The organism is Jeotgalicoccus halotolerans (genome assembly GCF_003387165.1).
Taxonomy (GTDB): Bacteria; Bacillota; Bacilli; order Staphylococcales; family Salinicoccaceae; genus Jeotgalicoccus; species Jeotgalicoccus halotolerans.
Window position 1 is genome coordinate 123,989 of record NZ_QUMW01000009.1, and the last position, 27,000, is coordinate 150,988.

General features: G+C 41.2%; 26 protein-coding genes. 20 read left to right on the top strand and 6 right to left on the bottom strand.

All coding sequences use genetic code 11. The features are described from left to right. Positions 1 to 31 precede the first annotated feature (31 nt). The 8 genes from DFR63_RS01925 to DFR63_RS01960 all read left to right on the top strand — a co-directional run bounded on the left by DFR63_RS01925 (position 32) and on the right by DFR63_RS01960 (position 7,715). A complete protein-coding gene (locus DFR63_RS01925) occupies positions 32 to 1,084 on the top strand; it encodes a 2,3-butanediol dehydrogenase (RefSeq protein ID WP_115884059.1) in 1,053 nt (350 codons plus the stop codon). 109 nt (positions 1,085 to 1,193) lie between these two features. Beyond that, on the top strand, positions 1,194 to 2,111 hold the full coding sequence (locus DFR63_RS01930) for an SIR2 family NAD-dependent protein deacylase (RefSeq protein ID WP_115884060.1): 918 nt from the start codon (positions 1,194 to 1,196) through the stop codon (positions 2,109 to 2,111). A 3-nt stretch (positions 2,112 to 2,114) separates the two neighbouring features. Then, positions 2,115 to 3,140, top strand: coding sequence for a lipoate--protein ligase (gene lplA, locus DFR63_RS01935; protein WP_115884061.1), 1,026 nt, complete (start codon positions 2,115 to 2,117; stop codon positions 3,138 to 3,140). 53 nt (positions 3,141 to 3,193) lie between these two features. Then, positions 3,194 to 4,435: a M20 family metallo-hydrolase gene (locus DFR63_RS01940; protein ID WP_115884062.1), complete on the top strand. Its 1,242-nt coding sequence runs from the start codon at positions 3,194 to 3,196 to the stop codon at positions 4,433 to 4,435. A gap of 23 nt (positions 4,436 to 4,458) precedes the next feature. Next, positions 4,459 to 4,824, top strand: coding sequence for a PH domain-containing protein (locus DFR63_RS01945; protein WP_211313772.1), 366 nt, complete (start codon positions 4,459 to 4,461; stop codon positions 4,822 to 4,824). A 61-nt stretch (positions 4,825 to 4,885) separates the two neighbouring features. Further along, positions 4,886 to 5,122, top strand: a complete 237-nt coding sequence (locus tag DFR63_RS01950) for a DUF1413 domain-containing protein (protein ID WP_415708138.1) — start codon at positions 4,886 to 4,888, stop codon at positions 5,120 to 5,122. A gap of 94 nt (positions 5,123 to 5,216) precedes the next feature. Next, on the top strand, positions 5,217 to 5,843 hold the full coding sequence (locus DFR63_RS01955) for an LbetaH domain-containing protein (protein WP_115884065.1): 627 nt from the start codon (positions 5,217 to 5,219) through the stop codon (positions 5,841 to 5,843). A 276-nt stretch (positions 5,844 to 6,119) separates the two neighbouring features. Then, entirely contained in the window at positions 6,120 to 7,715 is a 1,596-nt protein-coding gene (locus tag DFR63_RS01960; RefSeq protein ID WP_115884066.1) for a solute:sodium symporter family transporter, read from the top strand. Between the two features lie 62 nt (positions 7,716 to 7,777). Here the strand turns inward: DFR63_RS01960 and crcB are convergent, their stop codons facing one another. The 4 genes from crcB to DFR63_RS01980 form a co-directional block, all read right to left on the bottom strand. Continuing rightward, the gene (crcB, locus tag DFR63_RS01965; protein ID WP_115884067.1) at positions 7,778 to 8,140 is read right to left on the bottom strand and encodes a fluoride efflux transporter CrcB; all 363 of its coding nucleotides are present in this window, start codon (positions 8,138 to 8,140) and stop codon (positions 7,778 to 7,780) included. Continuing rightward, positions 8,133 to 8,498 carry a fluoride efflux transporter FluC gene (locus tag DFR63_RS01970; RefSeq protein WP_115884068.1) on the bottom strand — a complete coding sequence of 122 codons (366 nt, stop codon included), beginning with the start codon at positions 8,496 to 8,498 and terminating at the stop codon, positions 8,133 to 8,135. The genes crcB and DFR63_RS01970 overlap by 8 nt, the downstream gene beginning before the upstream one ends. Before the next feature lie 18 nt (positions 8,499 to 8,516). Further along, positions 8,517 to 9,503 carry a proline dehydrogenase family protein gene (locus tag DFR63_RS01975; protein WP_115884069.1) on the bottom strand — a complete coding sequence of 329 codons (987 nt, stop codon included), beginning with the start codon at positions 9,501 to 9,503 and terminating at the stop codon, positions 8,517 to 8,519. Positions 9,504 to 9,597: 94 nt separating this feature from the next. Further along, positions 9,598 to 10,101 carry a gamma carbonic anhydrase gene (locus DFR63_RS01980; RefSeq protein ID WP_115884070.1) on the bottom strand — a complete coding sequence of 168 codons (504 nt, stop codon included), beginning with the start codon at positions 10,099 to 10,101 and terminating at the stop codon, positions 9,598 to 9,600. Between the two features lie 79 nt (positions 10,102 to 10,180). Between DFR63_RS01980 and DFR63_RS01985 the strand changes: the two genes are divergently transcribed. Beyond that, positions 10,181 to 10,987, top strand: coding sequence for an alpha/beta fold hydrolase (locus DFR63_RS01985; RefSeq protein ID WP_115884071.1), 807 nt, complete (start codon positions 10,181 to 10,183; stop codon positions 10,985 to 10,987). A gap of 19 nt (positions 10,988 to 11,006) precedes the next feature. Here DFR63_RS01985 and mnmM read toward each other — a convergent pair whose 3' ends face one another. Beyond that, positions 11,007 to 11,555, bottom strand: coding sequence for a tRNA 5-(aminomethyl)-2-thiouridylate-methyltransferase MnmM (mnmM, locus tag DFR63_RS01990; RefSeq protein WP_115884714.1), 549 nt, complete (start codon positions 11,553 to 11,555; stop codon positions 11,007 to 11,009). 51 nt (positions 11,556 to 11,606) lie between these two features. Between mnmM and DFR63_RS01995 the strand changes: the two genes are divergently transcribed. The 4 genes from DFR63_RS01995 to leuS all read left to right on the top strand — a co-directional run bounded on the left by DFR63_RS01995 (position 11,607) and on the right by leuS (position 17,017). Further along, a complete protein-coding gene (locus tag DFR63_RS01995) occupies positions 11,607 to 12,359 on the top strand; it encodes an ABC transporter ATP-binding protein (protein WP_115884072.1) in 753 nt (250 codons plus the stop codon). After that, positions 12,334 to 13,896 carry a putative ABC transporter permease subunit gene (locus tag DFR63_RS02000; protein ID WP_115884073.1) on the top strand — a complete coding sequence of 521 codons (1,563 nt, stop codon included), beginning with the start codon at positions 12,334 to 12,336 and terminating at the stop codon, positions 13,894 to 13,896. The genes DFR63_RS01995 and DFR63_RS02000 overlap by 26 nt, the downstream gene beginning before the upstream one ends. Positions 13,897 to 13,901: 5 nt before the next feature. Beyond that, positions 13,902 to 14,399, top strand: a complete 498-nt coding sequence (locus DFR63_RS02005; RefSeq protein WP_115884074.1) for a methylated-DNA--[protein]-cysteine S-methyltransferase — start codon at positions 13,902 to 13,904, stop codon at positions 14,397 to 14,399. Between the two features lie 203 nt (positions 14,400 to 14,602). After that, positions 14,603 to 17,017 carry a leucine--tRNA ligase gene (leuS, locus tag DFR63_RS02010; RefSeq protein WP_115884075.1) on the top strand — a complete coding sequence of 805 codons (2,415 nt, stop codon included), beginning with the start codon at positions 14,603 to 14,605 and terminating at the stop codon, positions 17,015 to 17,017. A 281-nt stretch (positions 17,018 to 17,298) separates the two neighbouring features. On the opposite strand, the gene DFR63_RS02015 is transcribed toward leuS, so the two are convergent. Further along, a complete protein-coding gene (locus tag DFR63_RS02015; RefSeq protein WP_115884076.1) occupies positions 17,299 to 18,552 on the bottom strand; it encodes a BaiN/RdsA family NAD(P)/FAD-dependent oxidoreductase in 1,254 nt (417 codons plus the stop codon). An 83-nt stretch (positions 18,553 to 18,635) separates the two neighbouring features. Here DFR63_RS02015 and DFR63_RS02020 point away from each other — a divergent pair, with 83 nt between their 5' ends. The 7 genes from DFR63_RS02020 (at position 18,636) to DFR63_RS02050 (ending at position 26,990) form a co-directional block, all read left to right on the top strand. Beyond that, positions 18,636 to 20,270 carry a putative polysaccharide biosynthesis protein gene (locus DFR63_RS02020; RefSeq protein WP_115884077.1) on the top strand — a complete coding sequence of 545 codons (1,635 nt, stop codon included), beginning with the start codon at positions 18,636 to 18,638 and terminating at the stop codon, positions 20,268 to 20,270. After that, positions 20,270 to 20,959 (top strand): pseudouridine synthase, encoded by a 690-nt coding sequence (locus tag DFR63_RS02025; RefSeq protein WP_115884078.1) that lies wholly within the window; start codon positions 20,270 to 20,272, stop codon positions 20,957 to 20,959. Before DFR63_RS02020 ends, DFR63_RS02025 begins: the two co-directional genes overlap by 1 nt. A gap of 76 nt (positions 20,960 to 21,035) precedes the next feature. Then, positions 21,036 to 21,860, top strand: coding sequence for a hypothetical protein (locus DFR63_RS02030; protein WP_115884079.1), 825 nt, complete (start codon positions 21,036 to 21,038; stop codon positions 21,858 to 21,860). Between the two features lie 539 nt (positions 21,861 to 22,399). Then, positions 22,400 to 23,809 (top strand): dipeptidase PepV, encoded by a 1,410-nt coding sequence (pepV, locus tag DFR63_RS02035; RefSeq protein WP_115884080.1) that lies wholly within the window; start codon positions 22,400 to 22,402, stop codon positions 23,807 to 23,809. A 451-nt stretch (positions 23,810 to 24,260) separates the two neighbouring features. After that, entirely contained in the window at positions 24,261 to 25,052 is a 792-nt protein-coding gene (locus DFR63_RS02040) for a phosphotransferase family protein (protein WP_115884081.1), read from the top strand. A 22-nt stretch (positions 25,053 to 25,074) separates the two neighbouring features. After that, positions 25,075 to 25,707 carry a tRNA (guanosine(46)-N7)-methyltransferase TrmB gene (gene trmB, locus DFR63_RS02045; RefSeq protein ID WP_115884082.1) on the top strand — a complete coding sequence of 211 codons (633 nt, stop codon included), beginning with the start codon at positions 25,075 to 25,077 and terminating at the stop codon, positions 25,705 to 25,707. 86 nt (positions 25,708 to 25,793) lie between these two features. After that, a complete protein-coding gene (locus tag DFR63_RS02050) occupies positions 25,794 to 26,990 on the top strand; it encodes a MalY/PatB family protein (RefSeq protein WP_115884083.1) in 1,197 nt (398 codons plus the stop codon). The last annotated feature ends 10 nt before the right edge of the window (positions 26,991 to 27,000 follow it).

The window sequence follows — 27,000 nt, forward strand, 5'->3', positions numbered from 1 at the left end:
TAAGAAAAACATTCAAGGAGTGAAGTGGTTTATGAAAGCAGTAGTATACTATGACACAAAAGATGTTCGAATCGAAGAAGTGGCTGAACCTAAAGTTTATGCTGAGGGTGTTAAAGTAAAAGTTGCCTGGACAGGTATATGCGGTACTGATCTGCATGAGTATCTCGGAGGTCCAATTTTTATTCCGGGAGACGCGCCGAATGGTGTGACAGGTAAAGAAAGACCTGTAATTATGGGACATGAATTCAGCGGTGTAATAGAAGAAGTCGGAGAAGAAGTTGAGGGACTGGCTGCCGGAGATAAGGTTGTTATCAACCCTGTTCTGACAAATAAGCAGCATGACAATCCTTTATACGATTTCTATAAAGAAGGAACGTTTATCGGTCTCGGGGATGACGGCGGTTTTGCTGATTTTGTCGTCGTACCTGCAGAAAACATTGTTAAACTGAAAGACAGTACTTCCTTGAAAATCGGTGCCTTGGTAGAGCCGACAGCAGTTGCGCTGCAGGCAATCCGTGAATCGGAACTTAAGTTCTCCGAAACGGTTGCGGTCTACGGTGCAGGTCCTATCGGTCTTGTGACTATATTAGCTGCACGTGCAGCCGGAGCGAAAGATATCTTTGCCTTTGATTTATCGGATGAGCGCCTCGAGAAAGCTAAAGAATTTGGTGCAACACATACTATAAACAGCGGTAAAGAAAATCCTGTAGAGTATATTAAGTCGATTTACCCGGACGGTGTCGACCGGACATTTGAAGTCGCGGGTGTGAAACAGACACTTGAACAGTCTATTCAGTCGACTAGACCGAGAGGCATGGTCTGCATTGTTTCCATCTTTGAAAAAGAAATCGATTTTAATCCGATGATGCTGACAGCTTCAGGAGTAAGAATATCAAGTTCTTTAGGTTATGAACCGGATATCTTTGAAGCGACTGTAAAAATGATTGAAAGCGGCCAGATTGATCCGTCGCTGATGATTACTGAAGAAATAGAACTCGATGAAGTGATAGAAAAAGGCTTCAATAAATTAATTGAAGATAAGTCTCAGGCTAAAATTCTCGTTAAACTGAGCGGGGAAGAATAACTGAATATATACTTTTAAAAACCGCGGTGATTATATCAATCACCGCGGTTTTTAATCTGTTATAGTAGTTTTAAAAGAAGTTTTAAGAATTTATTAAAGGATTGAGAATATGAATAAAACATCATGGCATGTACTGTCAAATGGCGAGTATTTAACTGCTTCAAGCAAATTGGCCATGGCGCTTGATGAAGCGGATGCTGTATTAATCGGTGTTGGTGCAGGCATGGCGGCAGCAGATGGTTTTACATATGCAGGACCGAGATTTACACAAAATTTTCCTGAATTCATTGAAACATACCGCTGGCTCGATATGTTTCAAGCAAGCGTATTTGAATTTGAAAATTTAAATGAAGAATGGGCATTTTTCAGCCGTTTTGTCGATTTAAATTATATGAGTCAACCGCTCGGAGAATCCTATATACGTCTGAAAGAATTACTGAAAGGCAGAAATTATCATATTATTACATCCAACGCAGACAATGCTTTTGAAAAAGCCGGTTTTGATAAAAATAAAGTATTCGACGTGCAGGGTAAATATAACTTACTGCAGTGTTCAAAAGGATGTACTCCAAAACGTTATAATAATGAAGAATTAATGAAAGAAATGATCGACCGCGAGCGGAGTATGAAGGTGCCTGACGATTTGATTCCATATTGTGAGGAATGCGGTGCGCCTATGGAGCTGAATCGCCGTAATCACACCGACTGGATGGTGGAAGATGAACAGTTTTTCAGTGACCAGAAACTGTTCCATAATTTCTTGGATTCTTATACAGATAAAAAGTTATTAATACTGGAACTCGGCTGCGGCTATATGGCACCGCAGGTTATTAAACACCCATTTCAGCAGCTGGCTGAAAACAGGCAGAATGCATTGTATATGACTGTGAACTTAAAAGATTACAGAATACCGCCTGCTGTAAGAAAACGTTCAATCTGGCTGCAGGAAGATATCAGAACACTGCTTGAAAATGTTCAAAAAGAACAGCAGATTATTAAAATGAAAACATACGAAACGGAGCAATAATCAATGTATCTTATAGAAGTTAAACGCAACGGGAAATATATCTACGACGGAGCAGTTGCTCTTGCTGTTCAGGTTTATGCGCAGAAGAATTTATTTTTAGGAGAAGATATGGTCTTTCCATACTTAACAGAACCGCTTGTTCAGGTCGGACGCTATCAGAACGCTCGTGAAGAAGCGAATTTAGAATATATGAAAGAGAACGGCATTAATCTGGTCAGAAGGGATACTGGCGGCGGTACTATTTATCTCGATATGGGCGGCGTGAATTTCTGTTTCGTCAGTGATAATACTAGCGCGAGTGCAGATATTAATTTTGATCAGATGTATGCTCCTGCCATAGAAATATTAAAAGAACTTGGCTTAAAAAATGTGGAGAAAAGCGGACGCAATGATTTGCATGTAGATGGAAAGAAAGTTTCCGGCGGCGCAATGAATGTTGTTAACGGACGGACCTACAACGGCTATAGTCTGCTCTTAGATATCGACGAAGAGAAAATGGAGAAATCACTTAAACCGAATAAAAAGAAGATGGAATCGAAGGGAATTAAATCAGTCCGCAGCAGAGTCAGCGCTTTAAGAAATCATTTAGATGAAGAATATAAAAATCTTTCAAGCATTGAATTCGCTGAACTGATGATTCTTAAAATATTTGGTGCAGCTGACAGAAGCGAAGTTAAAACATATGAACTGACCGATGAAGACTGGGCCGGAATTGATCAGCTGATGGCTGAAAAATACAGCAACTGGGAATGGACTTTCGGGAAGTCTCCGAGATTTAAGTATTCAAGAGACGGCAGATTCTCTATAGGTACACTTGATATTACGCTCGATGTTGACGGCGGTATAATTCAGCATGCAAAAATTTACGGCGATTTTTTCGGTAATCAGGAAATCAGGACAGTGGAAGAAGTGCTTGAAGGTGTACGTCTCAAAGAAGAAGATTTACTATCTGCTCTCTCTTCTATAGATCTGAGTCATTATTTAGGCAGTATTACGAAAGAAGAGATTGTGAAACTAATTTTAGAATAAATTCAATGCTGCAGGGTATAGAACAAAGTAATTGAAAAAGGAGTGCATTCACAGTGAACCATTTAAAAATCAATGAAGAAAGATTATTAAATAGAATTAATGAACTGGGTCAGGTAGGACGAAATGACCAGGGACAGTTAATCAGACTGGCTTTGACAGACGAAGATAAACAGGGCAGGGATTTACTGGTCAGCTGGTTTCAGGAACTTGACTTAAAAGTTGAAATTGATCGTTTCGGCAATATATTTGCAACCTGGGAGGAAGAACACAATAAGGGAGAAAAACCTTTAATGCTGGGCTCTCATATCGACTCGGTCATTGATGCCGGAATATATGACGGCAGCTACGGCGTACTGTCAGGACTTGAAACAATCCAGTCATTAAAAGAAAATAATATTAAGACAAAAAGACCGGTCACTGTGGCAGCATTTACTAATGAAGAAGGCGTGAGATTTCCCCCGAGCATGCTTGGATCTTTAGTATATTCAGGAGATTTAAGTCTCGAAAAAGCACTCGATACTATGAGTATAGACGGGCTGAGATTAGGTGACGAACTTGAACGCATCGGTTATGCGGGGAATAATGAACCCGGTTTTATTCAGCCGGAAGCCTATATTGAACTGCATATTGAACAGGGGCCGGTACTCGATAAGGAAGATTTCGAAATTGGTGCAGTTCACAACCTTCAAGGGAACTCAAGACGGGAAATTACTTTTAGAGGAGAAGCGAACCATGCAGGATCAACACCGAACTATCTGCGTAAAGACTCAATGCAGGCAGTGACATACTTTATGTCAACGCTGTATAATTATATTAATAAAAATGAACTCGACACAGTTGCAACGCTCGGATCAATTCAGCTCGAACCGAATGCCGCAACAATTATACCGTCAAAAGCAACATTTACACTCGATATGAGAAGTCCGACAGAAAAAGGTTTCCATGAAGCGCAGAAGTTAGTCCGCGATACACTGGAAGAAATTAAAGCAGAAGGAAAAATAGGTGTAGAGGCGACTGAATTTGCGATTTTTGAGCCGGTAATATTTGATAAGTCGATTGTAGAAAATATTGTCGCAGCTGCAGGAGAGTTAACCTTAAGTTCGAAATTAATGACATCAGGCGCAGGTCACGATGCCCAGATGATTAACCGGATTGCACCGTCAGCGATGATCTTCGTTCCAAGTAAAGACGGTGTCAGTCACAACCCATTGGAATATACATCACCAGAACAGCTGGTAAATGGTGCGAATGTTCTGCTGTTAACCGCATGCAGATTACTGAATATAAATAAATAAAACTAAAAGACAGGGGTAAAATTATGGAAGTTAATAATATTCTCGAAGTGACATTATTCGCTGAAATTCCAGTACCGGAAGATATAAAAGTAATGCTGGTTAATGGAGAAGAAGCGGTTGAATCGTATAAAACATTCCGCGACAGTGTCACATTTACTAATAAACGTATTATTGTGCGTGATTCACAGGGAATGACTGGAAAGAAAGTTGAAATCTACTCTATTCCTTATAAAATCATTGATATATGGTCATCGGAAAATGCTAAAGGTATGTTTGATTTTAACGCTGAAATTGAGTTGTGGACAAGAACAGGTAATTTTAAAATTAAACTCGATAAGAAAATAGACATTCGCGAAATAGATATGTTGATTGCAAACTCAGTACTTTAATTGTTATATCTTGTGATAATTGGGTATTAATAATGTAATCAAAAAGTCTGAGGTGGTAATGATGGCTAAAAATGAGAAGGAGATTATTAAAAAAGCGTGGCAGGAAACGAAGAATTTAAAAAAGGGTGAAGTTTTTCTGCTGAAAGATCTCTTCAAAGGTTATAAGTGGAATAGGATTAAAACGGAAAAAAGAAGCAGTCTCGGACGCTTGTTTTTAGAAAAGGTCCAGAAGAAAAAATCAGTTGAAGCAATTGAAAAAACTTCTTCCCATCAGCAGCAGTACAGAAAACTGGGATAATTTTACCGGTTCTCTACAATATTAATACTTACTTTACATCGTGAAACATGGCACCAAGTTAAAATTATAAGTATTAACATGGTGGAGGAAGGAAATGAATATTTCAAATAAGCAACTGGACAAAGAAGTAATGATTCATGATGATGCGAGTATTATAAACTGTGAATTTGGTATATATACAGAAGTGGGTATGTCTAATTTTCTTGAGAACAGTACACTCGGAGATTATTCCTATACCGGACAGTTCTGTTTTATACAAAATACGATTGTAGGCAGGTTTTCAAATATTGCTGCGATGGTAAGAATAGGGCCGACGGATCATCCATATGACAGGCCTTCACTGCATCACTTTACTTACAGAAAGAAAATGTACGGTTTCAGTGATGACGATGACAGTGAATTCTTTAATCACAGAGAGAACAGAATAACATCAATCGGTCACGATACGTGGATTGGCCATGGTGCAATTATTTCACCTGAGGTGACGGTAGGTCACGGAGCTGTCATCGGTGCAGGAGCAGTTGTTACTAAAGATGTAGAGCCCTACGCAATTGCAGTCGGAGTACCGGCTAAAGAAATTAAGAAAAGATTCAGCGATGAAGTAATTGAAGCGCTGCTGGATATAAAGTGGTGGGACTGGTCTCATGAAAAGATTAAAGAATGCATAGAGGACTTTCATCTGCCAATTGAGGAATTTGTCCGTAAGCATTATCAAAACTAGGGGAAACTCTGGTTTTTTTGTTATAAAACTATATTACATATAAATATAGTTGAAAATATTCATTTAATATTAAAAGTTAGAATTTATAAATTGAATACTATACAATTATTAGTATTCAATTGGAATTGTATTTCATTAAAGAGGTGGAAATTTAAGATATGGACCCCAGGATTTTTACGGTGTTTGATATCATAGCTAAATTTACTTATTCTTTATTTAAATAGCTGAATGAACTGCTTATTAATTAACATCATTTAATTAAGGAGAGATTTAGCTATGAATGTTTTGTCTATTATTTTATTTTTAATAGTAATTATCGGCGTCACATTATATGCATATTTCAGATCTAGAAGTGTAAATAAAAACAGTGCATCCGGATATTTTATGGGCGGACACAGCCTGGCCGGTTTTGCGGTAGCTTCTACAATAATCATGACAAACTTATCAACCGAACAGCTCGTCGGACAGAATGGCCAGAGCTTTGTTGCAGGTATGGAAGTTATGGCATGGGAAGTAACGGCGGCAGTCGCAGTAGTGCTTTTGTGCTGGGTGTTTTTGCCTAAGTATTTAAAATATGGAATCAGCACGATTTCAGAATTTATTGAAATGCGTTACGACGTTTTTACTAAAAGACTCGTATCACTTTTATTTATATTCACGTATATAGTATCGTTCCTGCCGGTTGTTTTATATTCGGGATCACTGGTGTTTAATCAGTTATTTAAGGTCAGCGAATTTCTGAATGTGAGCGATAATACTGCAGTTATTATTATCGCAGCGGTAATCGGCGCTGTCGGTATACTGTATTTATTTATCGGCGGACTGTCACTCAGTGCCTACAGTGATACGCTGTACGGCATCGGCCTGATATTCGGCGGCTTGCTTGTCACGGTGCTTGCGCTTAAATATTTAGGAGATGGAAGCTATCTGCATAGCTTCGACCACATTGTTAAAGAAACTCCTAAGAAATTAAACGCCTGGGGTGCAGTAGATTCAACGATTGTACCGTGGCCGACCCTGATGTTCGGGATGTTCTTTAATAACTTGTTTTTCTGGTGTACAAACCAGATGATTGTGCAAAAAGCACTAGCTGCGAAAAGCTTAAAAGAAGCGCAGAAAGGCGCCATATACTTAAGCATATTTAAAATATTCGGTGCACTTTTCTTAGTACTGCCGGGTATTATTGCATTTAACATATTCAATGGCGCTGTAGGGAGTACAGCTGATAATGCATATCCGATGCTGATTAATACAATCTTACCTGAATGGGCCTTTGGTATCTTCGGGGCGATTATTTTCGGGGCCATATTGAGTTCATTTGTCGGGTCACTCAACAGTACAGTGACCTTGTTCTCACTCGACTTTTACAAATCATTTATAAATAAAAAAACTTCAGACAGAAGATTAGCAGTAGTGGGAAGAATCACAACTATAATTGTAGGTGTAATAGTAGTGATACTTGCACCGGTTATTTCGTTTTTCCCGTCAGGACTGTATGCGGTGGTGCAGCAGTTTAACGGTATATACAGTCTGCCTGTTCTGATCCTTGTTGTAGTCGGATTCTTTGCGAAGAAGACATCGAAACTTGGTGCGAAAGTAACCTTTATTACACATATAGTTTTGTATACATCGGCAAACCTGCTGTTAAGCGATGTACATTATTTATATATACTGAGCGTACTCTTCTTTATAGACCTTGCTGTATTGCTGATATTTAACAAACTGTATCCATCGAATGAATTTGATTTAAGCAAAGACTTCTCAAAAGTGGATATGACACCTTGGAAATACAGATATGTCGCAGGAATTGCAGTCCTTGCAGTTGTTGTCGCCAGTTATATAATCTTCTCACCGCTCGGAGTAGCGGCGTAGAAATAGTTTCTAAACACAAAAATACCTCCGATTCATCTTGAATCAGAGGTATTATTTTATGCTTAAACAAACATACTGCCCGCAATTAAGCCGAAGGCTACTGCAACAAGTGTAAAGAACACCGTGGACAGCGAATATTTAAAGAACAATTTTGTTTTCTTTTCCCGGAGGAGGTTAAACTGATCTAATGCAAATTGTGAATATGTCGTAAAGCCGCCTAGAAATCCGGTAACGATAATTAAGTAATACTGGGTATTTTCTACAACGATCATTACCGTAAAGCCCATCAAAAAGGAACCCAGTATATTGATTGCCATCGTATTATAAGGTATATCGTTATCTTTAAAAACGGGGAGCTGGTGTATATACGCGCGCAGGCTTGCACCAAGTCCTGCTGCAACCATCATTGTCAGTATATTAATCATTTACTTTTTTGCCTCCGAGCGTAAATCCAAGGAAGACAGCGATGACTCCGAGGATAAGATTGCTGCCGAGATAAACAAGAAACATGGCATAATCCCCGTAGGAAAGCAGCAGATAATGTTCATAACTCAGCATCGAAAATGTCGTAAAACTGCCGAGGAATCCCGTAATTAAAAAACTGTGCATCGACGGTTTTAATTCTTTTGCGATAAAGAACCCGATTAACAAAGCACCGGCCATATTCACTATTAAAGTACCGCTGAAAAACGGCAGCTGCAGTGTCAGCGCGCCTATGGATAGTAAAAAGCGCAAAAGTGCACCGAGTGCTGCACCTGCGCCTATACTTAAATATTTATTCATAAAAAATCCAATCTAATCTTAGTTTTTAATTGCTTTACGCACAAGTGCAAGTCCTGCCACCGCAGCAACCGCTGCAGCACCGGCTTGTACTTTTTTGCTTGAAGTCAGAGACTTAACAACCAGGTTAAGGTTTTGAGGTCTCTCTGCCAATCTTCTCATGAAGTAGGCGTACCAGTCTGTTCCGTACGGTACATAGACACACATGTTATAGCCTCGGGCGACCAGATCCTGCTGATAGTCTTTACGGAAACCGTACAGCATCTGGAATTCAAATTTGTCTTTTGAAATACCTTGCGTTTCGATAAAGCGAATCGTTTTTTCAATAATGTTGTGGTCATGTGTCGCAATTGAAGTGAACCCGCTGCCTTCTACTAAGTGTGTTTTAATAATTTCAAAATACGACTGGTCGATATCAGATTTATTCTGATAAGCGAGTGTTGCAGGTTCTTTGTAGGCGCCTTTAACTAAACGTATGCGATTGTCTTTATATTTTCTGACGTCTTTTTTAGCATCATAAAAATATGCCTGAATCACTGTGCCCACGTTGTCATACTCTTTCAAAAGCTTGTCTAGAATATTAAGTGACGGTTCTTTTGACACGTAGTTTTCCATATCCAGATTGACGAACAAGTCTGTTTCTTTTGCTGTCTCTAAAATTTCTTTTATATTGTTATAACAAAAAGTTTCATCGATATGTAAACCGATTTGAGACAGTTTAACTGACGCATGAGCATCGATGCCTTCTTTTTGTATTGCTTTAATCATTTTAATAATATTATTTTTTTCTTTCAGAGCTTCGCCGCGGTCGGATATGAATTCTCCAAGATTGTCGAAAGTTACACTCATACCCTGATTATTTATGTCGGAAAGACAACTGAGAGTGTCACTTACACCTGTACCTCCGACGACTTTTTGCGCACCAAACCTGAGCCCCATTTGTTTTGATGCATCATTTAAAATTTTGTTCTCAGATAAACCGATAAAAATATCCCTAACTACTCCCATTGCTAATCCTCCTGTTAAATAAAGCGTTTTCTTTTTATGCTTAATTCATTATATCGTCTTTTTACTAAGAAAGGGTATAAAAAATATTATTTATTTATTTTTTATAGTTGGGAATGTGACCAACGTATGTCTCGTTGATACGCTTCATTTCCTCAAGGTCTTCTGAGGTCAACTCTCTGACCACTTTTGCAGGACGTCCGAAAGCAAGCGTATTCGGAGGGATAACTGTTCCTCCCGTAACGAGCGAGCCCGCACCGACAAAGACATTTTCACCGATAACTGCCTCATCGAGCACAATTGAATCCATGCCGACCAGTGCACCTTGTTTTACAGTGCAGCTGTGCAGTGTCACCTTATGGCCAATTGTTACATTATCTTCCAGTGTAAGCGGCAAACCCGGTGTCTGGTGCAGAACAGATAAGTCCTGAACGTTCGTATTATTGCCGATACGGACAGGAGCAATATCACCCCGGACGACCGAACCGAAAAATACTGATGAATTTTCTCCGATTTCAACATCTCCAATTATTGTCGCATTTGGTGCGATAAAGGCAGAGTCACTAATTTTTGGTGTATGATTTTTATAATCTATTATCATTTTAAATTTCCTTTCCCATCTCAAATGTTATAATAAATTCATCATATCAAATTTGCATTTATTTGTAAGGAGAAAGCTTATGTGGAAGTGGGAGACAGAAAACGAACCAAAGGGTGTCGTGGTCATTGTTCACGATTTGCTGGAACACCATGAGTACTACGATGAGCTGACGGTAAAACTGCGCCGTGACGGCTATCATGTCATTATCGGAGACCTGCCGGGACACGGTCAGACAACGCGTGTAAACAAAGGTCATATCAACAGCTTTGAACAGTATATGGAAAGAGTGGCGGAGTGGCATTCACTCGCGGTGCAGTACGATCTGCCGACCTTTATAATCGGGCAGGGGCTCGGTGCTTTAATTGCACTGGAAGCGCACAGACAGAACAGAATTCAATCCGACGGCATCGTCGCCTTAAACCCGCTCTTGTCATTTAAACAGTCATTTATGAACCGCAAAAATACAATATTGACGAGCGTGCGCGTAACCAATGATGAAGCGAGATTTAATCTCGGGATTAAAATGAATTACTTTACACAGGATAAGCGGTTCTTAGAGCGTTATAAAGCAGATGAACTGATTGTCGACAGGGTGAGCTACCAGTGGTACAAGACCATTATCAATCAGATGAAACTGACATCGGAGAACATGGAGGAAGTCAGCGGCGTGCCCATATTAACAGTAATGAGCAATGACGATCAGATTATCAATCCTTATTTATCTGCGAAGTATATAAAGCGGGCATTGTCGGATGATTTCCGTTTTACAATGCTGAATTCAGAGGAACACAGCATATTCCAAAGAGAAAATATAGAATATCCGTATTATTTAATGACGCAGTTCTTTAATGCGCAGCTGTTTTCAATAGGTATAATAACGGATTAATTGAAGTAAGAATATATTCTTACTTCAATTTTTCTATTACCAGCAGAAACGGCGCGCTGTTTTTCTGGTTAATATACTGATACTTGAGCACCTGCGCCTTATCCTGCGGCCAGGCCGACAAGTTTTCAAGCAGCGCATCCCGTTCGATTTTCCCGCTGTCGTGGCCGTGGTAGATAACGATTATTATCCGGCCGCCGGGGGTCAGTAAATTAAACAAGGCATCGACTGCTGTAATCGTAGTATCGTAAACAGTCGTAATTGATTTATCGCCGCCGGGAAGATAGCCGAGGTTAAAAATACCTGCTTTTACAGGGGTGCTGATATACTTGGATATATTTTCATGGCCGTCGTGCACGAATGAAATATTGTCGGCCTGGTATTTTTCACGGGCGCTGTCTATTGCTTCAGCCTGTACATCAAAGCTGTATATATGGCCGTCCGGTGCAAGGCGGCTGAGAAAAGCTGTATCGTGGCCGTTGCCGCAGGTGGCATCGACTAATATATCTTCTGCGCTAACAATTTCTTTAATGAAATCCTTTCCTGCAGGGAGTATTCTTTGCAGCATAATATCAATCCTTTCAATTTCTATTAATTTTATCATAAGAAGGTTGGGTCTTTAATGATTACTGCCAGTAATTTAACTAAAAAATACGGCGAGAAGACAGCCGTTAAAAACATAAATCTTTCAGTTAAAAAAGGGGAGCTGTTTGCTTATCTCGGGCCGAACGGTTCCGGTAAATCCACGACGATAAAAATGCTGATGGGACTCCTTGAACCATCGGATGGTTCCGTTGAAATACTGGGCGAACCTATGCATTTAAACAATACGGAGCTGAAAAGAAAGATCAGTTTCGTACCCGACACCCCCGATATTATCGGCAAACTGACCGGCAACGAATATTTAAACTTCGTTGCGAGCATTTACAAGATGGATAAAGAGACGTATAAAAATAAACGCGAAGAACTCGTTAACATGTTCGAACTCGGTAATGATCTCGGTGTGCTGGTCGAAGAATATTCACACGGCATGCGTCAGAAACTTGCCGTGATCGGTGCGCTGATGCATTCTCCGGAAGTTATTTTCCTCGATGAACCGAATGTCGGCCTCGACCCGAAAAGCAACCGCGAACTTAAAAATTATTTGACGGACTACGTGCGACAGGGGAATACGGTCTTTCTGACCACGCATACGTTAAGTCTCGCAGAAGAAATCGCGGACAGAATATGTATCATTTATCAAGGTGAGATTAAGGCGCTTGGAACGCTTGCTGAACTGCGCGAACAGGCAGGGGTGGGCAGGACGCTCGAGGATATATTCCTGGCACTCACAGACGGGGAGGACGTACATGTTCAAGAGCATACTGAAAGTTGAGGCCCAGTCCAGACTGAATTATTTTAAAGCACTTGGTACGGGGAAGATAATATTGTATTTATTCCTCGCATTTATCCTGCTCGTTATGCTTGTTCCGGCAGTATGGATGGTTTTAAATATATTTCTTTTTAATGCAGAAGAAGTGCTGATTGGTAAAGCTCTTCTGCTGCTGTCGCTGTTTCTTGTACCTGTATTGTCACTGTTTTTAGTGAACGGCATTATTAAAGAAATGTTTATGGATAAAAATATCGATTCATATTTAGTGCTGCCTGTTACGCCGAGGGCAGTATTTTCGGTAAAATTATTTTATCAGTTTACCTTTAAAGTACTGCCGGTTGTACTTTTTATCAGTTTAGCTGCAGGGCTGACGCTTTCTGCAAGATATGAAGCGCCGATGCTCGCAGTAAGCAGTATCGTTTATTTTCTGTTTATTGGAGCACTCAGTACAGCGGCTGCCTATATTGTCGTATTTCTTGTGACGAAAGTGTCGTCAGCGAGACGTGTCGGTGAGATTTTAACGCTCTTCGGCGGCGTCGCAAGTGTGCTGCCTTACTTCATTATAATGGCAGGCGGCCAGTATTTAAGACCGGTAATCAACATGATGCCGAATGTTGACTTTATCTTTTCAGGCTTTCTATATGATCCGGAAATGCTGAAATACATTTTGCTCCTGCTTGTTTTTGCAGCTGCATCCCCAGCTTTAATTGCACTCGTCCTGAATTACGTTACTGCCGCTTTTGTTAAAGGAACGGCGACTGCAGGAAATTTAGAGCACAAAAAAACCGCAGCAGCGGAAACAGGTTCACCGGTCCGTGCTCTTTTGAAAAAAGATATGACCATGACAAAACGTGACTTTAAAGAATGGTCGGCAGTGCTGCCGCAATATTTGTTCCCGTTTGTCTTTTTATTTTTGCTGACTTCAAATCCGCTGATTTACGGCGGTGAATCATCATCGGATGACCAGGTACTGATTTCAATTGCCTTTGCAGGTTCGATTATGATTTCACTGTTTGTCGCTGCGATGAATACCGCAAGAGACGCTCGTACGTATGACTTTTTAAAAATGATGCCGGTCAGCGGCCTCGATATTGCCAAAGCAAAATATTTATATAATTTTATAACGATTACACCAATGTATATTATAATTACAATTATTATTTACTTTATACTGGATGTGCCGGTCACGACTTTAATTTATGCAGTGGGGATATCGGTGCTGCTCGTGCTGACAATTGCGCCGCTCGGCATGCTGCTCGGGGCAATGAACCCTGTTGTGTCCAAAAAGAATCCGGCACAGCGTCTTGATACAGCTGCGAATATTATTATTTCAGTGACTATTTTTGCCCTGATATTTTTAATGGGATATATGACACAGTTTACCGTCGGCTTTAACGGAGAAGAATACGTGCTGAAGCACGGGACTATGCTGATAGTTATCGGGGTGCTGATTATTTTAAGTATTTTATCCTATGTGTTTCTCTTAAGAAAAACGGGTGCGAAGTATGATGAAGGCTATAATATTACCTATAAGGACTGATGATCATGACAAGTACTGTATATTATCATAAATTTGATATCGGCTGGCTCAGAATTGAATCTCTGGATGATGCGATTATAAGAATCGACTATGCTGACGATCCGGAGACGTCTGATAAGCCGGATAAAGTAATTAAGCAGTGCATCAGCGAACTAAACGAATATTTCAGCGGAGAACGCGAAACTTTTGGGGTGAAAATTAAGCCGGAAACTCACGGTACTCCGTTTCAGAAGTCAGTTTGGAAAGAGCTCCGGCAGATTCCGTACGGGGAAACAATCAGCTACAAGGTGCTTGCTGAACGCATCAGCGGCAGCAATTATTCGCGTGCTGTTGCCAATGCCAATGGTAAAAATCCGATTTCGATTATTATTCCATGCCACCGAGTCATCGCGAGCAACAATACGCTCGGCGGATATACCGGCGGCCTGGATAAGAAAAAACTGCTCTTATCTGTTGAAGGCAGACAGCCTTGCTATATTAATGAAATTCAGCTATATTATTAGTATCAGAAGCAGTAGCAGAAACGTTTCTTTAAGAGAGCCGGTGGCTGGTGGGAACCGGTATTAACGTCAAGTGAACTTGTCTGTGTTAATTTCATATCTTTTAAAGTTGCACATAATGTGAATGCGGGTGGTACCGCGGTCGTATAGATCGTCCCATATCTTTTTTAGATATGGGATTTTTTTATTTAATAGGAGGAAAACCAATGACGTTTAAACACAGAGACATCGAAAAAAAATGGCAGCAGTACTGGGAAAACAACAAAACATTTAAAACCGAAGACGAAATCGGCAAAGAGAAATTTTACGCCCTCGATATGTTCCCGTACCCTTCAGGTGCCGGACTTCACGTCGGTCATCCGGAAGGCTACACAGCGACAGATATCGTCAGCCGCATGAAACGCATGCAGGGCTACAATGTGCTCCACCCTATGGGCTGGGACGCCTTTGGTCTGCCTGCAGAGCAGTATGCAATTGACACCGGCAATGATATTCATGCTTTTAACGAGAAGAATATCGATAACTTCCGCCGTCAGATCAAAGAACTTGGTTTCAGCTACGACTGGGACAGAGAAATTAACACGACAGATCCTGAATACTACAAATGGACGCAATGGATTTTCATCCAGCTGTATAAAAAAGGACTTGCCTACGTAGATGAAGTACCTGTGAACTGGTGTGAAGCACTCGGCACAGTGCTCGCCAATGAAGAAGTTATTGACGGCAAGAGTGAACGTGGCGGCCATCCGGTAGTAAGGAAACCTATGAGACAATGGATTCTCCGTATTACTGAATACGCTGACCGTTTACTGGAAGACCTTGATGATCTCGATTGGCCTGAATCATTAAAAGATATGCAGCGCAACTGGATCGGCAAATCAGAAGGGGCAAACGTCACTTTTGAAATCGATGGTTTCGATGAGTCATTCTCTGCGTTTACAACACGTCCGGATACGATATACGGAGCAACGTATGCAGTTCTTTCTCCAGAACATAAATTAATTGATAAAATTACTTCTGATGAAGAAAGTGAAGCGGTTAAAGCTTATCAGGAAAAAGCGGCGCATAAGAGTGAGCTCGAACGTACTGATCTTGCGAAAGAAAAAACCGGTGTGTTTACAGGTGCTTATGCAATTAATCCATTAAGCGGAGAAAAACTGCCGATTTGGATCGCGGACTACGTTTTAGCGTCTTACGGTACTGGTGCAATTATGGCTGTTCCGGCGCATGATGAACGCGACTATGAATTTGCTAAGCAGTTTGATCTTAAGATACTTCCGGTGCTTAAGGGCGGAAACATAGAAGAGGAAGCATTTACCGGCGAAGGTGTGCACATTAACTCTGGAGAGCTCGATGGACTTGGCCTCGAGGACGGTATTAAGAAAGCAATTGAACTTCTCGAAGAGAAAAATGCCGGTGAAGCAAAAATCACTTACAGGTTAAGAGACTGGCTGTTCAGCCGCCAGCGTTACTGGGGTGAGCCGATTCCTGTAATTCACTGGGAAGACGGCACGATGACGACAGTTCCTGAAGAAGAATTGCCGCTCGAACTGCCGGTAATGACTGAAATCAAACCGTCAGGTACAGGCGAATCACCGCTTGCAAACAACACTGACTGGGTTAACGTAGTTCGTGAAGACGGCGTTAAAGGCCGCCGTGAAACAAATACAATGCCGCAGTGGGCCGGCAGCAGCTGGTACTTCCTGCGTTTTATCGATCCGCACAATACGGAACAGCTGGCTGATCCCAAAAAACTTAAACACTGGCTGCCTGTAGATTTATATATCGGCGGTGCAGAGCATGCGGTCCTGCACTTACTTTACGCAAGATTCTGGCACAAGTTTCTGTACGACCTTGGCGTTGTTCCAACGAAAGAACCATTCCAGAAGCTGTACAACCAGGGAATGATCCTAGGTGAAGGCAACGAGAAGATGAGTAAATCAAAAGGCAACGTAGTAAATCCGGATGATATTATTTATTCTCATGGGGCAGATACGCTGAGACTGTATGAAATGTTCATGGGGCCGCTCGATGCATCAATCGCATGGAGTGAAAACGGACTCGACGGAGCAAGAAGATTCCTAGACCGTGTATGGAGACTCATAGTTAATGAAGAAACAGGTGAACCTGCAGCGAAAATCGTCGACAAAGAAACACCTGATCTCGATAAAGTTTATAATGAAACTGTGAAGAAAGTAACGGAAGACTTTGCATCGCTGCTGTTTAACACGGGTATTTCACAGCTGATGGTATTCGTAAATGAAGCCTACAAAGCTGAAGAAGTCAGCAAGTCTTATATCGAAAACTTTGTTAAACTGCTGTCTCCTGTAGCGCCGCACATCGCGGAAGAATTGTGGAGTATTTTAGGCAACGAAAAAACAGTTGCCTATGCAGAATGGCCTGCCTACGATGAATCAAAACTTGTAGAAGACACAGTGGAGATCGTTGTACAGGTTAACGGCAAAGTTAAGAATAAACTGGAAATTGAAAGAGACCTCACAAAAGAAGCAATTGAAGAACTTGCACTGGCTGATGAAAAAATTAAAGAAGCAATAGAAGGAAAAACAATACGTAAAGTAATCGTTGTACCACAAAAATTAGTAAATATTGTAGCTAATTAATGAAAAGCACCGCTCCGGTCTGCAATCAGGCCCGGAGCGGTGCTTTTTCCAAAAAACTCGTACGTTAGAATCCCAGGAGAATAGCATCAGCTTGAGACGACAGGCTCAAGAGATGCCCTAGGAAAGATAACGTACGAGTTTTAAATTATCCAATGGGTTTTGCGGTGCGGTTAACAACGGTATACCCCTGTTGTGAATCCAACGCTCCCGATTAACAACGCCACTCTCCTCTTGTGAAGCGAGGGTTGAACCACGGGATTAAATACATTAGTTAAACCAGTTTATCTGTTCGAACAGTGATACCCTGCCACATAGCCGGTGACCAGTGCGCTTGTAATATTGTATCCGCCGGTGTAGCCGTGAATATCCAGCACTTCTCCTGCAAAGTGGAGCCCCTCGATTAACTTGCTCGACATGGTAGACGGGTTAATTTCTTTTAAGTTAACGCCGCCGCCTGTAACAAAGGCTTTTTCAATTGACTGAGTGCCGTTAACGTTAAAAGTAAAGCGTTTGAAAAATTCAACTAGCGCTTGTTTCTGCTGATTCGATACGTGGTGGCCGCTGGTGCTGCCGTCGATTTTTAAATACTCAAGCATGAAATTAATCAGCCGTTCCTGGTGTATATTTTTTAAAATGTTTTTCAAACTTTTATCTATATTATCTTTTACAGTTTTATTAATGTATTCCTGCATTTCACCCATCGTATACTGCGGGAAAAAGTCGAGCTGCATTTTAATGTTTTCTTTCTTCTGAGACAATTGCTCTTTATAGACGAACTGGCTGCAGCGGAGGGCAGCAGGGCCGCTCACGCCAAAATGAGTAAAAATCATATCCATCTGATGAGTAACACGGGGTTTCCCGTTTTTCTTTAAGACAGATAAAGCAACGTCGTCAAGACTGATGCCTTTTAAGGAACCGTCAGTGAAAAAACGCTGATTGGATGTAATCGGTACTTCGGTCGGAAACAGGTCGGTGACTGTATGCCCAAGTGTTTTTGCAAATTTGTGGCCGTCACCTGTAGAGCCTGTCTGCGGCACACTTTTGCCGCCGGTCGTAATAATGACATTGCGGGCGTTAAATGTATCTCCATCGCTTGTCTTTACGCCGGTAATTTTATCGTCTTCAGTTAATACTGCAGCAACTTCCGTTTCAAAACGAATGTCCACTTTATTCTGGTCGAGCTGTTCTAAAAATACATTCAGCACATCTTTTGCTTTGTTCGAAACCGGGAACATCCGGCCATGGTCTTCTTCTTTTAATTTTACACCATTGGATTCGACGAAATTAATAATTGATTCATTGTCGAAGACAGAAAATGGGCCGTATAGAAATTTTCCGTTACCCGGTATATGTTTAATAATTTCTTCATAAGGCAGACGGTTGGTAACATTGCAGCGTCCGCCGCCTGAAATCAGCAGTTTTTTGCCGAGCTTTTTATTCTTTTCGATTAAAAGCACCTTGTTATTGTTTAAACTTGCAGCGTAGGCTGCCATAATTCCGCTGACACCGCCGCCGATTACTATCGTATCGTACATGAGTTTTCTCCTTTTAGTTTTAAAGTATTCCTTTATCCATTATAATAATGGGTATGTTTATTATAGATAAGAAGGGTTAATATATGTCGGATCAGAAAAAGATGTTTCGCGGTACATTCCTTTTAACCGCGGCTACATTTACTACCCAGATTTTGGGAATGCTTTATTTAATTCCATTTTACAGCATAATGGGCGGAGAAGAAAATCTCGCTCTTTACGGGTATGCTTATACACCGTACACAATTATGCTGTCCGTTGCCGCAGCCGGCGTGCCAGGAGCGGTATCGAAATTCGTTGCAAAGTATAATGCGCTCGGTGCTTACGAGACTAGTCAGAAACTTTACAAATCAAGTCTCGTTGTCATGATGGTTTCAGGTATTCTTGCTTTTCTTGCTTTATATTTCATGGCGCCGGTTATCGCTGAAGCACAAAGTGCAGCAGGCGGGGGCGGAGAACACCGCTGGAGCACCGAAGATATTACCAGTATTATACGTGTAATCAGTTTTGCAGTCATTGTTGTACCATTTATGGCAACGTGGAGAGGGATTTTCCAGGGACACGAGTCATTCGGCCCGACGAGTGTCTCTTCAGTTGTCGAACAGATTTTACGTATCGCAGTATTGTTATCAGGTGCCTTTATCGTTATTAATGTAATGGACGGTTCGATAAAAAACGCTAACGAAATTGCCGTTTTTGCTGCTTTTATCGGAGCGGTCGGTGCAACTGTAACACTCGCCGTATTCTGGAGAAAACGCAAACCGTTTATGGCTGAGCAGCGTAAACAGGATACGAGCGGCATCGATTTGTCCTACGGTGAAATGTATAAGGAGATTATCCGCTACGGTCTGCCGTTTATCATTGTCAGCGTGAGTATTCCTGTCGTCTTATTTATCGACCAGATGACGCATAATAACGCACTGACACTCGCCGGCGTGCCGGGCAGTGTGCAGGATTCATGGTTCGGGATGCTGAACCTGACAACGCACAAACTAGTGATGATCCCAACAGCATTCGCATCTGCCTTTGCGATTACTATTTTACCGTTCATCACAAAAAATTATCAGCAGAAATTATTTGATAATGTTCACAGCCAGGTGAAATCGATGATTCTGATGCTCCTGTTTTTCGTTATCCCTGCAGGTATCGGGATGATGATTTTATCAGCACCGATCTATACATCGTTTTACAGCTATAATGAAGTCGGAATTATGATACTGACTTTTTATGCACCTGTCAGCATTATCATTTCCTTGTTTTCTGTGACGTGCTCCATCGTTCAGGGAATAGACAAGCAGCACCTGACGTTTTACGTAGTCATTGTCATGCTTGTCATCAAAGCGGCTATCAACATTCCGCTGATTATGAACTTTTACACAGTCGGCGCAGTCATGGGTACAGCCATCGCTCTCGGTGCCGGAGTAATTATGAACCTGATTATTATTAAAAAACACGGAAAAATTCGTTTCCGCGCCTTCGTCGCACCGATCTTTCAGATTATTGTATGCGCGCTGGCAATGCTGTTGGCAGTAGAACTTGTATACTACCTGCTGATGATTAATATCGATAAAATGACGACAGCGAGTTCTGTTCTTACACTGTTAATTACAGTTCCGGCAGGTGTGCTTGTTTATCTGTTTATTTCATTTAAAACAGGACTTGCAGATGAAGTGCTCGGAGACCGGGCAGGGAAAATCCGACAGAGAGTGAAGTTTTTATAATGAGACTGGATAAATATCTCGCGAATGCAAATCTCGGCAGCCGCAAAGAAGTCAATAAACTGATTAAAAAAGGAGATATTTCCGTTAACGGGGATATCGTTAAAAGTCCAAAGACAGACGTCGGTTACGATGACAAAATTTATTATATCGATGTGCCGATTGTGCTGGAGGAATTTATTTACTTTATGGTGAATAAGCCGGACGGAGTAATATCTTCAACGGAAGAAGGGCCGACGGAAACAGTCATCGATTTAATCGCCCATCCGCAGCAGGGTGAATTATTCCCTGTCGGCAGACTGGATAAAGATACTGTGGGGCTTTTGTTTATTACAAACGACGGCAAACTTGCCCATCAGCTGCTGTCTCCTAAAAATGAATACTATAAAACGTATCACGTGACACTGAGAGACGAAGTGTCACCGGAAGATATCATCAGGCTTGAAACGGGAATTGAATTGAAGGACTTTACAACTAAACCTGCAAAAGCGGAACTATTAAGTCCAAACGAAGTTTCGCTGTCGATTACTGAAGGAAAGTTTCATCAGGTTAAGCGGATGTTTTTAGCCATCGGCAATGAAGTTATCAGGCTGAAGCGGACGGGCTTTGCATCATTGATACTGGATGAAACACTTGCTGAAGGCGAATACCGCAGGTTAACTGAAGAAGAAATAAAAAATTTAAATAATTAAGTTTAGAATATCCAGGCCAGGGTATATTTTATATTAAGTCAAATGAAAAACAATTTTATAATATGAGGTGTATCAAATGGGAAAATTATTTAATTTAGTATTCAGAGTCGGTGCGGTACTCGGTATTGCATACGCTGCAAAAAAACTTGCAGACAATAAAGATGCTGTAAAAGAAGAATATGCGAAAGCGAAAGAAGATCCGAAAGGCTATGCACAGAACGTGCAGGAGAAAGCAACTGCAAAAGTGCAGGATGTCCAGTCTAAAGCTCAGGAAGAGTATTCTAAAGCAAAAGAAGATCCGAAAGCTTACGCAGAAAACATGCAGAATAAAGTAACTGACAAAGCAAAAGAAGTACAATCCAAAGCAAATGATCAGATGGACGCTGCTAAAGACAAAGCCGAGGACGTACAGTCTAAAGCGAACAAAAAAGTAGATGAAGTAAAAGACAAAATTGATGATGCGCAAACTAAAGCAAACGAAAAGGTAGATTCAGCGAAAGACAAAGCTGATGACGTTCAGTCTAAAGCGAATAAAGAAGTAGATCAAGCAGCAGAAGACCCTGAAGCTTACAAAGAAAAATTAAAAGAAAAAGGTCAGAAAAAAGCGGACGAAGTAAAAAAAGACGCTAAAAAAGAAATGAATAAAGATAAATCTGATGCAGATGCTAAACCGGATAGAGAAACTCCGGACAATGTTGATCAAAGAGAATCTGTACTCGCAGATGAAGGCGGACTTTCAGAAAGCGAAGTAGAGAAATTCGAAGAAGAGCACGATGTTGATGTTGTTGGTGAAGCAGGCGCTAAAGATGAAAATCATAACGTTCATGTCGTTACTGATAACAATAAAAACAGTAATAACAACAAGAACAATAACAATAAGAACAGCAGCAAAAATAAGTAATAATTAAGCAAATTTAAAAGGCTGAGACAAAAGCCTCGAAGTAATAAGAGAGATGGCTTGAAAATCTTGATTTTAAGATTTTCAAGCCATTTTTTTATAGAGTAAATTAATGACAGATTGTCAGAAATGTTTCCGCAAGATCACTGTCATGCCAACCTGATTTGATGGGGTTGGTATAACCGAGGCTCATGTATATGAAAGGCGCGATGCATAGGTATGACGGGCGCTCATGTATATGAAAGGCGCGATGCATAGGTATGACGGGCGCTCATGTATATGAAAGGCGCGATGCGTCGGCGTGACGGGCGCTCATGTATACGAGAGACTCGATGCGTTGGCATGAGGGAAGCTCATGTATACGAAAGGCGCGATGCGTTGGCGTGACGGGCGCTCATGTATATGAAAGGCGCGATGCATTGGTATGACGAAGTCTCATATATACCCCAATCCCTTTTCCCAAAATTTCTCCCACACCAAGACTGAAAAAACTTATTAAAAAGTATATAATAGAAGTAAATCTCTTGCTGGAGCTGATAATAATGGATGCGAAACAATTAGTTAGTCAATATAAAGATGATTTAATTAAGGATTTGATGGGGCTGCTCTCAATTGACAGTGTAAAAAGTGATGCAGTTAAGGATGCGCCTGTCGGTGAAGGGCCGAAACAAGCCCTCGAATATATGATTAATCTCGGAGCACAAGAAGGACTGCCGACGAAAGTTGTAGATAATCTTGCCGGTCATATTGAATTTGGTCAAGGTGAGAAATTGTTCGGTGTTCTCGGACATGTGGATGTAGTGCCGCCGGGCAAAGGATGGACGTCGGAACCATTCGAACCGGTCCTTGCCAATAATGAAATTACCGCGCGCGGTGTACAGGACGATAAAGGCCCGACAATGGCTGCTTATTACGCCTTGAAAATTTTACATAACGAAGGGTATAAATTTAATCAGCGTGTCCGTCTCATTGTCGGCACGGATGAAGAGTCAGACTGGCAGTGTACGGATGCTTACTTCAAAAGTGAGGAAATGCCGGATGCCGGATTTTCTCCCGATGCTGCTTTCCCGGTTATTCACGGAGAAAAGGGAATTACTTCGTTTAATATCGTCCAGACGAATCTCGATGATGAATATGTCGACAGCGATATTGAATTAAAAGCATTTATATCCGGTGAGCGTTACAACATGGTGCCGGAGTCTGCGGAAGCGAAACTAAAAGTTCTGACACAAATGAGCTCAATTATTCAGGCTTACGAAGGGTTTATCCGGAAAACAGGAAATACCGGAAAATACGAAATTGACGGTGGCTTCTTAAAACTTGAACTGTCCGGCAAAAGTGCACATGGTTCGACACCGGAAGAGGGTGTGAACGCCGGTACCGAGCTGCTTAAGTTTCTTGTGGAAATTGAGCTCGACACAAATGGCAGACAGTTTGTCAATTTTGCAGAAAAATACATCATCGGCAATTTAAGCGGCGAACAGTTCGATATGGCACATCATCACGAGGAGATGGGAAATGTCAGTGTAAATACAGGCATGATTAACTATACGGAAGTTGACGGCGGTATTTTCGGGGTGAATTTAAGATATCCGGCTGGTCTTGATTTTGATCAGGGCATTGAAAATTTGGAAGAAACGATAAAAGAAACAGGTTTTACAATTGAAGATATCAGTGACCAGAAACCCCATTATGTTGATAAAAATGACCCGCTTGTTTTAAAATTGCTGGAAAGCTATCAGAAGCACACCGGTGATGACAGTGAAGCATTTACTATCGGCGGAGGAACCTATGCGCGGACCCTTGAAAGGGGTGTCGCTTTCGGTGCAATGTTCAGCGATACTATTGATACGATGCACCAGAAAGATGAGCGTATGAATATCGATGAACTGCTGCTGGCAACAGCGATTTATCTGGAAGCTTTATATAATACGTGTGTGGTTAAACCTTGACTTTAATGCTTCAATTTACACATTAAATGAATATCTGCTGCTTAATGGACAGGCAATAATAACAGATATTTTTGAAGTATCAAACATCGGGTATACGGTATATGTAAGAATGAAATCCTCTATTCCCAGAAGGCGTAAAACCTGTTATACTAACATTTGCTTCTTTGCTCGGGGAACGGGTCCGATTCAGGCAGCCGAGTAAAAAATGAGCGTTAAAATCAGTACATCACTCAGTTAACTTTAAACAACATTTTGTTTAGTGTATAATAATTTATCTGAACAACATCACAGTTGCTATGTACTAACATTCAGTTGGCAAAAGTATTACATCTTTTGTCCTTGAAATAAAACATTAAACCCGATAAAATTTTAAACACGAACTAAATTTGCGCTATCTAATTAAATATTATAGCGCAAATTTTTATTTGAACGATGAAACGAGGTGTAAGAATTGGATCATTTCTATCAACTCGGCTGGCAATTAGATCCTTTAGGAGGCCCATCCGGTGAAGCTTATAAAGCTGAGCAGGACGGCCGCAAATTATTCCTGAAAAGAAACGCCAGCCCTTTCCTAGCGGCGTTATCCGCAGAAGGCATCGTCCCGAAACTCGTTTGGACAAAACGGATTGAGACGGGCGAAGTGGTAACAGCACAGCATTGGAAAAATGGCCGGGAGTTGACACGTGAAGATATGGGAGGGCTGCGGGTCGCAGCGCTGATGAGTAAAATACACACATCAGAACCGCTTCTCACGATGTTAAAACGTCTCGGCATGAAACCGATGCTTCCGGAAATTTTACTTAATAAAATACAGTCATCGTTATCTCCGAAAGTTAACGCCCATCACGTCGTTAGAAATGCTATCCAATACCTCGAGAACGCAGTGCCGGAAATTGAGGTTGCAGATTGCAGAGTGTGCCACGGTGATGTAAACCATCACAACTGGCTGCTGTCTGATACGGACGAGCTCTTTTTAGTCGACTGGGAAGGTGCAATGATTGCAGACCCGGCCATCGACCTTGGAATGATCTTATACCCGTACGTTGAACATAGCGAGTGGGACAGCTGGCTCAGAGATTACGGAGTAGAACTCGATAACGACCTCCGCTCCCGCATGAAGTGGTATACTTTCGTACAGGCGATTACGATGATTCAATGGTATGAAGACCGGAAACGATTTACTGAAATGAACGAATGGATATTATTCCTGTCTAAAGTTATGGACAAGGACCGTCTTATTTAATAATTGAGAGTAGTGAATATTTTTGAGAATGCGCAATAAGCCCTGGGCGATTGATTATCTTGAATCAAATGACCAGTTTGTGGATGTTAACAATAATTACAGTAAAAAAATAAAAGAGTTTTTCAGTAAGGATCAGCCGCTTCATATCGAAGTTGGTACAGGCATGGGTAATTTTATTACGACGCTTGCAGAGAACAATCCCGATATTAATTACGTCGGGATTGAAATCGACAAGAACGTTATGATCCGCGTAACGGAAAAGGTAGTGGATCTCGGGTTAGAAAATGTAAGACTAGTACTGCTGGATGCCAACAAACTGATGGATTACTTTAATGAAAACGAAGTCGATAAAGTCTATCTGAACTTTTCCGATCCGTGGCCGAAGAACCGTCATGCAAAAAGAAGACTGACACACAGCAATTTTTTATCGAGCTATAAACAGCTGTTAAAAGAAAACTCAATTGTGGAATTTAAAACGGATAACAGAGGACTGTTCGAATTCAGCCTGATATCGATGAATACATACGGCATGAAATTCGAAAATCTGAACCTCGATGTTCACGATGATGAACCGGAAACGAATATCCGTACTGAATATGAAGAAAAATTCTCGCAGCGCGGTCATAAAATATATTGGATTCAGGCATCTTTCTAAGGGAAGGTGCTTTTTTATATTCGTGTATTATCTCTTAAACAATGTTAAAATGTAAGGATACAAAACATTTAGAGTGGAGGAATATAATGACACAGTTCGATTTCAATAAAGCTACGTCAAGAGAAGGTACATACAGCGTTCAGTACGACGGCACCGAAGCTTTATTCGGAGCGACAGGACTCGAACCTTTCTGGATTGCGGACATGGATATAGAAACACCCGAAGTCATCAGAGATGCAATTAAAAGACGTCTCGACAACGGGATATTCGGTTATACGATGTGGCAGAACGAGCGTTTTTACGAACCGATAAAACAGTGGTGGAAAACGCGCTTTAATATTTCTTTAAACGAAGATGATATTCACTATGCTGCTTCGGTATTATATACTGTCGGAGAAGTGATGAGGCAGACGACAAACGAAGGAGACGGGGTTATCTTAATGACGCCATCCTACAACTCATTCCCGAATTTAATTAAAGGGAATGACCGTAAAATAGTGGAGACACCGCTGATTTACGATGAGAGTAAAAAGGAATACTTTTTAAATACTGAAGAGTTTACGAATCTGTGCGCGCGTGAAGATGTAACTTTATATATTCACTGCAACCCGCACAATCCGACCGGCAAAGTCTGGTCAAAAGAAGAGCTGTCTGAAATTAAGAAGATCTGCCAGGAAAACAATGTATATTTAATCAGCGATGAAATTCATATGGATTTTGTCCGTCCAAAAGAGGATTTTGTGTCGATGGTATCGCTGCTTGAAGAAAATGATTCCGTGCTCGTAACGACCGGACTCGGAAAGTCATTTAACCTGGCAAGTATTCCGCACTCTTATTTTATTACAAAAGACAGAAATATTACGGCTGATATTACTACTGCGATGGGGAGCAGATATAATGTCAACACGGCTTCAAGTCTCGCACTCGCGGCGATAGAGGCTGCTTATACGGAATGCGGGGAATGGATTGACCAGCTGAACGATCATGTGGCAGGGAACTTCCAGCTGATCAGCGACTATATCGACGAGCATCTGTCCGAATATTTATCATTTGATATTCCGAAGGCAACTTATCTCGGCTGGATCAGTTTTGAAAAATCCGGCCTGGATGCATCAGAGGTCCACAGAGCTCTTGTGGAAGTCGGCGGAATTGCTGTGTCTCCGGGCAAACTGTATCTGGATGATGAGAATAAACATTTCAGATTCAATGTTGCTTCAAGCAGGACACGTATAAAAGACGGTCTTGACCGCATCAGAAAAACATTTGAACATTTAAGCAAATAAAAAAATCATG

Excerpts from the sequence above, each read along its gene's own strand:
- DFR63_RS01950 (WP_415708138.1), top strand. The coding sequence starts at position 4,886 with ATGGCTAAAAATGAGAAGGAGATTATTAAAAAAGCGTGGCAGGAAACG.
- DFR63_RS02015 (WP_115884076.1), bottom strand. The coding sequence starts at position 18,552 with ATGTACGATACGATAGTAATCGGCGGCGGTGTCAGCGGAATTATGGCA.
- DFR63_RS02030 (WP_115884079.1), top strand. The coding sequence starts at position 21,036 with ATGGGAAAATTATTTAATTTAGTATTCAGAGTCGGTGCGGTACTCGGT.
- DFR63_RS02025 (WP_115884078.1), top strand. The coding sequence starts at position 20,270 with ATGAGACTGGATAAATATCTCGCGAATGCAAATCTCGGCAGCCGCAAA.
- DFR63_RS01975 (WP_115884069.1), bottom strand. The coding sequence starts at position 9,503 with ATGGGAGTAGTTAGGGATATTTTTATCGGTTTATCTGAGAACAAAATT.
- lplA (WP_115884061.1), top strand. The coding sequence starts at position 2,115 with ATGTATCTTATAGAAGTTAAACGCAACGGGAAATATATCTACGACGGA.
- DFR63_RS01930 (WP_115884060.1), top strand. The coding sequence starts at position 1,194 with ATGAATAAAACATCATGGCATGTACTGTCAAATGGCGAGTATTTAACT.
- DFR63_RS02050 (WP_115884083.1), top strand. The coding sequence starts at position 25,794 with ATGACACAGTTCGATTTCAATAAAGCTACGTCAAGAGAAGGTACATAC.
- pepV (WP_115884080.1), top strand. The coding sequence starts at position 22,400 with ATGGATGCGAAACAATTAGTTAGTCAATATAAAGATGATTTAATTAAG.
- DFR63_RS02020 (WP_115884077.1), top strand. The coding sequence starts at position 18,636 with ATGTCGGATCAGAAAAAGATGTTTCGCGGTACATTCCTTTTAACCGCG.
- DFR63_RS01980 (WP_115884070.1), bottom strand. The coding sequence starts at position 10,101 with ATGATAATAGATTATAAAAATCATACACCAAAAATTAGTGACTCTGCC.
- crcB (WP_115884067.1), bottom strand. The coding sequence starts at position 8,140 with ATGATTAATATACTGACAATGATGGTTGCAGCAGGACTTGGTGCAAGC.
- DFR63_RS01970 (WP_115884068.1), bottom strand. The coding sequence starts at position 8,498 with ATGAATAAATATTTAAGTATAGGCGCAGGTGCAGCACTCGGTGCACTT.
- DFR63_RS01955 (WP_115884065.1), top strand. The coding sequence starts at position 5,217 with ATGAATATTTCAAATAAGCAACTGGACAAAGAAGTAATGATTCATGAT.
- DFR63_RS01985 (WP_115884071.1), top strand. The coding sequence starts at position 10,181 with ATGTGGAAGTGGGAGACAGAAAACGAACCAAAGGGTGTCGTGGTCATT.
- DFR63_RS02005 (WP_115884074.1), top strand. The coding sequence starts at position 13,902 with ATGACAAGTACTGTATATTATCATAAATTTGATATCGGCTGGCTCAGA.
- DFR63_RS01960 (WP_115884066.1), top strand. The coding sequence starts at position 6,120 with ATGAATGTTTTGTCTATTATTTTATTTTTAATAGTAATTATCGGCGTC.
- DFR63_RS01925 (WP_115884059.1), top strand. The coding sequence starts at position 32 with ATGAAAGCAGTAGTATACTATGACACAAAAGATGTTCGAATCGAAGAA.
- DFR63_RS01945 (WP_211313772.1), top strand. The coding sequence starts at position 4,459 with ATGGAAGTTAATAATATTCTCGAAGTGACATTATTCGCTGAAATTCCA.
- DFR63_RS02000 (WP_115884073.1), top strand. The coding sequence starts at position 12,334 with ATGTTCAAGAGCATACTGAAAGTTGAGGCCCAGTCCAGACTGAATTAT.
- leuS (WP_115884075.1), top strand. The coding sequence starts at position 14,603 with ATGACGTTTAAACACAGAGACATCGAAAAAAAATGGCAGCAGTACTGG.
- DFR63_RS01995 (WP_115884072.1), top strand. The coding sequence starts at position 11,607 with ATGATTACTGCCAGTAATTTAACTAAAAAATACGGCGAGAAGACAGCC.